The following is a 7,910-nucleotide window of genomic DNA, read 5'->3' as shown; positions in this document are numbered from 1 at the left end:
GGGCACCTCTTTTTCGTTTTAGAATACTCTATATCTAAAACTATTTTGTTAGTTTTGTAGTGTGTAGCAGTACATTTGACTCCAAGAAGCCCATATACATGTCGTAGAAAACTGGTATCCATTGTGTAATTAAGCGTTTAGTGGATAATTCGCTCAATTATAATGGATTTCCAGTTTTCTTTCAAATTTTCAAAGAGAAAAATAACCCCGTCGCCCATATCTTGCGGATTTCATCCCGCAAGATGNTTGGTGTATACAAGCTGACGCAGGAGTCTCAAGGTATCACGGTAACCGCCATCACCCAGAATATCGGATGAGGCTTACTTTAATGTTGTTGAGAGGGGCAAATTCGGTGCGCTATAGGTGCGGTTATGTGTGGTATTGGTCGCTAGTGAGAAGGATTATATGCTTTAGCTGTTTCGGGTGTTGCCGAAATTGCTTTCGATAGGGCAAAAGCGTTGACTGTAAAGCGGTTGCGCTTTCTTTATATCTTGGATGACCATTTAATATATACTAAATGGGTGATTTGATATATATTAATTGTGTTATTTAGTATATATTAATTCCCCTATTTGATATATATTAAATGGTCATGGGGTATACCTAGGGCGGTCAACGGGTAGGGGTAAAAGTTTTTTCGCCTCCCCTGAAGGGCGTTTTTCCTGAGAGGGTTGGCTATTTTCTGGGTATTTTAACTATCTGGTTGACCTTGTATGCCTGAGGGTTTACTGGTCGGTTGACTCTCACTTCCTTATTTACTTGACTATGCGCACTAAGTGGTTGACCTTTTAGTCCTGTAGATACGCCTTCTTACTCGTCGGTATAGATTTTTCTTCACAAATCGTCCTTGGAAGCGTATATGGGTTATTTTTCGTAATTTTGTGGCAGGGAGTAGGGCTGAGCGTTGGACTTGTAGGATACGTATGAGCATATTATAGAGAGTGATGAAGAGATTAGCGCCAAAGAAGCTATACCTATATATCATCAAGAGTTTTTTACCACTGCTAGCTGGGGGCTTTGCTGTCTCTCTCTTCGTTGTGGTATTGCAGTTCTTATGGCAGTCTATTGGCGACCTCGTAGGTAAGGGTGTGGATGGTGTCGTACTATTGAAGCTCCTCTTCTTCGCATCTATGACGATGGTGCCGTTGGCACTGACGTTAGGTGTCCTAGTCGCTTCACTGATGACGTTTGGCAACCTAGGTGATCGGATGGAGCTACTTGCCATGAAAGCGGCAGGAATACCATTGTGGAAAATCTTTAAGCCTATCTTTTGGGTTGTGGTAGCACTCGCCGTTGGGGTATTTGTGTTTCAGAACGACTGGATGATTACGAGCCAAGTGAAGTTTTGGCAGTACTACTTCTCGATACGTAATAAGTCGCCCGAGCTGGCAATCCCCGAAGGGAGTTTCTACAAAGACTTGCCCAACTATAGTGTGTACGTGGAGCGTAAGGATAGCGAGGCAAAGATGATGTATGGAATGATGCTCTACGATTATTCCGAAGGCTTTGAGAACTCTATGGTGGTAGTAGCAGATAGTGGTCGCCTCTATACTACGCCAAGTGGTGCTGAGTTGATATTAGAGCTGTACCATGGGGAGTCGTTTAGGAATCTGAACCAGAGGGATGAGGTGTACGAGAGCTCTGCAGATCGTCCTTTCGTGCGTGAACGGTTTGGATTTAAGGAGCTACACATCCCTTTCAATAGCGACCTTAGCATGATAGATGAGTCGGTGCTGACCAGCCAGTTCGTAGGTAAGAATGTGATGGAACTAAAAGCGTATACTGATTCACTTCAGGTGAGTATCGACTCGCTATCTGAGGTAAATAGGCATACATTATTACTTGCCAATAACTATTTCCAGACCATGAGCCGTGCGGAGCGAGTCCCTACGGTGACTCGTGTGGCTACGGAGGTATACCCCACAGAGGTAGTTCCCGAGGATTCGGAGGGGACTCAGGCTGTTGCACCGAGGGTGGAGCCTGATGCTCCTAATGCTTTTGCCCAATTGCCAAAGGCATCTAGGGCAGAGTACTCTATGGTAGGAAAACTAGATCATGTGGGTGCAGCCGTTGCTAGCGAAATCTATGACCGTGCGATAGCACTGCTGGCAAACTTCCAGAATGATACTTATTTCTCTGTGGAGGCGCAAAGGGAGCAAGCCGACTTGAAGCGAAAGAACGAGGCGGAGTACTGGCGTAAGTTTACCTATCCCGTGGCTTGTATCGCCTTCTTCCTGATAGGCGCTCCACTGGGTGCTTTGATCCGTAAGGGTGGTATGGGTGTGCCATTCTTGGTAGCGGTATCTTTTTTCATCATCTTTTATATACTAGAGACTACTGGTATTAAGATGGTACGTGAGGGGACACTAGTCAATTGGTTTGGTATGTGGTTGCCCAATATCGTACTTATCCCCGTAGGACTTGGTTTGTGTCTGCTTGCAACCAAGGATACCAATAGGTTTAGTCTGGATAGTATAGGGCTCTTCTGGAAGCGTTATATTATGGCTGGCACCAAGCGGGTGGTACCATTTAGAGAAGTGAGTATGCAGACTGTCGATTATGCTGCGTCTCGAGGCGCGATGGTCTCCCTCGAGGAGACTGTGCCTGAGCTAAAGCATGCTGGGCGTATAGGCTATCTCCGCTTCTTCCTCGATGATGCGCACTTTGAGGTGAGACGTCGGTTGGTGACTCAGCTGGAGCAATTGGTGGGGCAGCTAAGCTATAGTAGGGATTATCAGCTGGTGGAGCACCTCAATGCTTACCCTTATCTGCTAGATGTAATGAGGGCGTGGAGGAGTAGAAATAAGCTAGTCAATAGAGCTCTGATGTGGCTCTTGCCGATAGGTGTAGTGTGCTATATGGTGTACCTCCTAAGGTACCGTAGAGGTATGGCGGCTTGGAATAGGGTGATTGAGACTAACCAAGTAGTGGGCAGGGATATTGATAGGATAGAACAGGAAAAAGTATAAGTCTTGATATTGAAATAGAAAATGGAATTTAAGTTGAGTACTATTGAGGAGGCTATAGAGGACTTTCGAGAGGGCAAGATTGTTATTGTAGTGGATGATGAGGACCGTGAAAATGAGGGCGACTTTATCATCGCAGCAGAGAAGGTAACCCCTGAGATTATCAATTTTATGATGAGTAACGGAAGAGGGGTACTCTGTACGCCAATGACGGAGGAGCGCTGTGAGGAGCTCGAACTGCCTATGCAGGTGCCAGATAATACTTCACTTCATGAGACACCTTTTACGGTGACGGTAGATCTACTGGGTAAGGGGGTGACGACTGGGGTATCTATGTATGATAGGGCGACTACAATAAAGGCTTTGGCAGACCCTAGTACGAAGGCTACGGATTTAGGTCGTCCTGGGCACATCAACCCACTAAGGGCAAGAAGTAGAGGGGTACTGCGTAGGGCAGGACACACTGAGGCTTCGGTGGATTTGTGTAGACTTGCAGGGCTGCAGCCCGTGGCTTGCCTGATAGAGATTATCAATGAGGATGGCACGATGGCACGTATGCCTCAGCTGCAGGTAATAGCCCAGAAGTATGGGATGAAGATAGTGACGATTGCGGATCTTATTAAGTACCGTCTGCGCTCTGAGAGCTTGGTGGAGAGAGGTGTGGAGGCACACTTGCCGACACAGTATGGTGACTTTAGGGTTATCCCATTTAAGCAGAAGAGCAATGGTATGGAGCACGCAGTGCTCATTAAGGGTGATATATCGGGTGCGGAACCAGTCTTGATTCGCATGCATAGTAGTTGCATGACTGGCGATATCTTTGGTTCGTACCGCTGTGAGTGTGGAGACCAGCTCCATGAGGCTATGCGTAAGATAGAGCAGGAGGGCAGAGGGCTGATTGTCTACCTCCAACAGGAGGGTAGGGGTATCGGTCTGATGAAGAAGATAGCTGCCTATAAGCTGCAGGAGGAAGGGATGGATACTGTGGAGGCAAATATTCATTTGGGTTGCCGTGCCGATGAGCGCGACTATGGCGTAGGTGCAGAAATACTCCGTCAGTTAGGGGTGACTAAGATGCGCTTAATGACGAATAACCCAGTGAAGAGGATTGGGCTAGAGAGCTTTGGACTAGAGGTGTCGGAGGTGGTACCCTTGGAGATAAAGGCTAATAAGCATAACCACGACTATCTGAAGACAAAGAAGGAGAAGATGGGACATAAACTTAAGGATATCTAAGGCGTATGGTAACGAGGTTAAGTGTAAATGTCAATAAAATTGCGACTATTCGTAATGCTCGTGGAGGTAATAACCCCGACGTGATACAGATGGCTAAGGATATTGAGCGGTTTGGTGCGGAAGGTATCACAGTACACCCTCGCCCCGATGAGCGACATATTCGCTATGCCGATGTGTATGCGCTTAAGAAGGTAGTAACAACGGAGTTTAATATTGAGGGCTATCCATCGCCCGAGTTTATGAAGTTGGTTCTAGAGGTTCAGCCTACGCAGGTCACCCTCGTGCCTGACCCACCTGGGGTTCTCACCAGTAATGCTGGCTGGGCTGTCCGAGAGCACTTCGACTTTCTTAGAGATATCATAGGGCAGCTCAAAGGGCGTGGTATAAGGACTTCTATATTCGTAGATACCGACCTTGAGAATATTAGAGCTGCTCGAGAGGTGGGCACGGATAGGATAGAGCTCTATACTGAGCCCTATGCTGCGAAGTACCATGAGGATAGAGAGACTGCAGTACAACCCTTTGCCGAAGCCGCTAGGGTAGCAGGTGATCTTGGCTTGGAGGTGAATGCAGGTCACGACTTGGACTTGGATAATCTGCGTTATCTGGCTCAGCGATTGCCTAATCTAGCAGAAGTTTCTATCGGTCATGCGTTGATTTGTGACGCCCTTTACTTGGGGATGGAGGAGACAGTACGGAGGTATTTAGAGTGTTTGAGATGATAATTAGATTATTGATAGGATTATGCTGAATATGACATTACAGGTGGCGGGAGATACACTAGTGAATGCTATGCCGGATCTCTCGAATGGCGCTGCGGTTACTACGACTGTAGCCGATACGATGGAGCGCCTCTCTGTATGGGAACTGGCGATGAAGGGAGGATGGATTATGGTGGTGCTGCTATTGCTATCGCTACTTGCTCTTTATATCTTCGTGGAGCGGTTGTTGCTCCTCAAGAGTATGGCGCGCAAGGATCCCGACTTTACGAGTAAGATAAGGGACTATATCCGCGAGGGTAAGATACAGTCAGCAATAGACCTTTGTCGCTCTAAGAAGACTCCTGGAGCGAGGATGATAGAGAAGGGTATACAGAGGCTCGGCAGACCTATTGGCGATATCCAGATGGCGGTAGAGAATGTGGGTAATATCGAGGTGGCTAAGCTGGAGAAGCGGTTGCCTGCCCTCGCTACCATAGCCTCAGGCGCACCGATGATTGGTTTCTTGGGTACCGTTACGGGTATGATTAAGGCGTTCTTCAATATGGCTAGTGCAGGGTCGTCTGTAGATATTAGCTTGCTGTCGTCTGGTATATATGAGGCGTTGGTGACCACAGTAGGTGGTCTGATTGTAGGTATCTTAGCTCTTTTCGCATATAACTATCTTATCGCTAAGGTGGATGAGGTGATCACGAAGTCGGAACAGGAGACGTTGGAGTTTATGGATCTAATTAATGAGCCAACAGCTAAGCGATGAAACTAAAGCGTAAGAGTAAGGCAATGGAAGTCTTTAGTATGGCATCCATGACGGATACCATATTCCTGCTTCTTATCTTCTTTATGGTAAGTAGTACGCTCGTGGTGCCAAGCTCCCTCAAAGTAACACTGCCGCAGTCGAGCCAACAGAGTACGCCTCGTCCTATCACGCGTATCGTGCTCACTGAGGATATGAAGTACTTCGTCGGCGTAGAGGGTGAAGATGACCGCCAGGTAAGCTTCGAGGAGATCGCTCCTTACCTAGAGGCAACTAAGGCTGCGAACCCCGACATGTATGTAGCGCTCTATGCCGATGAGGAGGTATCGTATCGAGAGATTGTGCGTCTGCTTAACATCGCAGTAGAGCATAAGTATCAGATGGTGTTGGCCACAAGACCATTGGAGTAAGCTATGCTAGATAAGGACAACTATAAGAATAGGGCAATTGCACTAGTAGTAACTGTTGTGGTGCACGCTCTGGCATTGGCGGGGTTACTATTTATCTACCTCCAAAGCGTAGTCCCTGAAGAGCAGGGCGGTATCTTGGTTAATATCGGAGATGCCGAGCTAGCGAGCGGGATGTTCATGCCGCATCAGCTGGATCCCGACTTCGTTCCACAAGAACCGCAACCTACACCGGAGCCTGTGGTGGAAGAGCGAGTACTCACTCAGGAGACGCCCGAAGCTCCTCCTATGACTACTCCACCTGATAATAAGAAGGAGCAGAAAGAGCGACAGAAAGCGGAACAACAGAGACTGGAGCGCCAAAGGGCTGAGGAACAACTTAGGCAGAAGGAACTAGCGGAACAGCGCAGAAGAGAACAGATAAAGAAGAATGTATCGGGTGCTTTCGGTGGTACTGGTAAGTCAGGTACAGGAAGCGATCCCATGGCAGCACCTGGAAGAGCGGGTTCTCCAGATGGTAATGTGCAGTCGGGTGGTGTCAATGCAGGAGTAGGCGGCTTCGGCAGCTTCTCTCTAGACGGTCGTAGCCTAGGCAGTGGAGGTCTTCAGCGCCCGAGTTATAATGTACAAGAGGAGGGCGATATCGTGATTAATATCACGGTCAATCCTCAGGGACAAGTCATACAAGCGCTTATAGGTGCTGGTACTACTATTGGCAACCAAACCCTCCGTAATAGCGCCCTAAGTGCAGCTAAGGCTACGCGCTTCAATGCTATCGATGGGCTGAATAATCAGACTGGTACGATTACATATAGATTTAGACTAAAGTAAAAGTAAAAGTATGGGAAAGAAAGTTTTTATCTTCGTTGCTAATGGCACGGAGGAGACAGAAGCTGTAGGGATACTAGACACTCTACGTCGTGGGGGTGTGGATGCGCACTTCGTCTCTATTTACAAGGAGAAAGAGGTGACATCGTCTCACGGACTCAGGCTTTGTGCTGACTATAGTATTGAGGAAGTAAAGGACGAACTCGTCGATGCTGTAGTGCTCCCTGGCGGAATGCCAGGAGCTACCAATTTCTATGAGAGTAAGGATTTGCGTAGTATCGTTACTCGCCACCATGAGGCTGGAAAGTATGTTGCGGCAATGTGTGCTTCACCACTCGTACTTGGTAGAATGGGGTTGCTCGAAAGTAAAAAGGCGACCTCCTACCCCGGCTTTGAGTCCGAACTCATGGGCGCTAAGTATATGGCAAAACCCGCTGTAGTAGATGACAAGGTGATTACTGGGCGTGGACCTGGTTACGTCTTCAATTTCGGTGCTGCTATCTTGGGCGAACTAGAGGGCTACGAGAAGGCTTACGAAGTTGCCGAAGGGCTTCTTATCACAGAGGAACTAGAAGAAGAGTAATAGCTAAAGGCTATATAGATAAAGGGGCTATCCGCACTGTGCGGGTAGCCCCTTTATACTTGGCACTAATAGACCTATGGTAACTCTCCCAAAACGGGCGTATTGTGTCGGTTTATTATTATAGTCATCTTTGCGGTTGGAAGTTGTTCAGGTATTAGATGACTACGATTTATGTTTAATCTAAATGAAAGCAATTGCTTTTTCCTGTTTATTAGTGGCGTTGACTTGAGGAAAGGGTTTGGAGGTTTGGAGGGGATCATTCTTAGAGATGGTCGCAATCCTTTAGAGGGGGATGTGTTTGTGTTTATCAATAGGTCGAGGACTACGATGAAATTGCTCCACTGGGAACGGGGCGGGTATGTGATTTACCATAAACGCCTGGAATGTGGTCGGATAAGCCATAAGGTGTTTGTCAAA

8 protein-coding genes are annotated in these 7,910 nt (G+C 47.4%); all 8 read left to right on the top strand.

Annotation, left to right across the window (positions count from 1 at the left end; genetic code table 11):
- Positions 1–944: 944 nt before the first annotated feature.
- On the top strand, positions 945–2,969 hold the full coding sequence (locus tag A3GG_RS0110795; protein ID WP_018359303.1) for an LptF/LptG family permease: 2,025 nt from the start codon (positions 945–947) through the stop codon (positions 2,967–2,969).
- 21 nt (positions 2,970–2,990) lie between these two features.
- Positions 2,991–4,202, top strand: coding sequence for a bifunctional 3,4-dihydroxy-2-butanone-4-phosphate synthase/GTP cyclohydrolase II (locus tag A3GG_RS0110790; RefSeq protein WP_018359302.1), 1,212 nt, complete (start codon positions 2,991–2,993; stop codon positions 4,200–4,202).
- A gap of 5 nt (positions 4,203–4,207) precedes the next feature.
- Positions 4,208–4,924 (top strand): pyridoxine 5'-phosphate synthase, encoded by a 717-nt coding sequence (locus tag A3GG_RS0110785; RefSeq protein WP_018359301.1) that lies wholly within the window; start codon positions 4,208–4,210, stop codon positions 4,922–4,924.
- Between the two features lie 22 nt (positions 4,925–4,946).
- A complete protein-coding gene (locus A3GG_RS0110780; protein WP_018359300.1) occupies positions 4,947–5,678 on the top strand; it encodes a MotA/TolQ/ExbB proton channel family protein in 732 nt (243 codons plus the stop codon).
- On the top strand, positions 5,675–6,085 hold the full coding sequence (locus A3GG_RS0110775; protein WP_018359299.1) for an ExbD/TolR family protein: 411 nt from the start codon (positions 5,675–5,677) through the stop codon (positions 6,083–6,085). The genes A3GG_RS0110780 and A3GG_RS0110775 overlap by 4 nt, the downstream gene beginning before the upstream one ends.
- Positions 6,086–6,088: 3 nt before the next feature.
- Positions 6,089–6,913, top strand: coding sequence for a cell envelope integrity protein TolA (gene tolA, locus A3GG_RS0110770; protein WP_018359298.1), 825 nt, complete (start codon positions 6,089–6,091; stop codon positions 6,911–6,913).
- A 10-nt stretch (positions 6,914–6,923) separates the two neighbouring features.
- Positions 6,924–7,493 carry a DJ-1 family glyoxalase III gene (locus tag A3GG_RS0110765; RefSeq protein ID WP_018359297.1) on the top strand — a complete coding sequence of 190 codons (570 nt, stop codon included), beginning with the start codon at positions 6,924–6,926 and terminating at the stop codon, positions 7,491–7,493.
- A 171-nt stretch (positions 7,494–7,664) separates the two neighbouring features.
- Positions 7,665–7,910, top strand: a 246-nt coding sequence (tnpB, locus tag A3GG_RS0110760; RefSeq protein ID WP_018357802.1) for an IS66 family insertion sequence element accessory protein TnpB, incomplete at its 3' end; no start/stop codon positions are given.

The organism is Porphyromonas levii DSM 23370 (assembly GCF_000379925.1).
GTDB classification, from domain to species: Bacteria; Bacteroidota; Bacteroidia; order Bacteroidales; family Porphyromonadaceae; genus Porphyromonas_A; species Porphyromonas_A levii.
The sequence above is the reverse complement of the archived record's forward strand: the minus strand, read 5'-3'. Positions and strand labels throughout refer to the sequence as shown.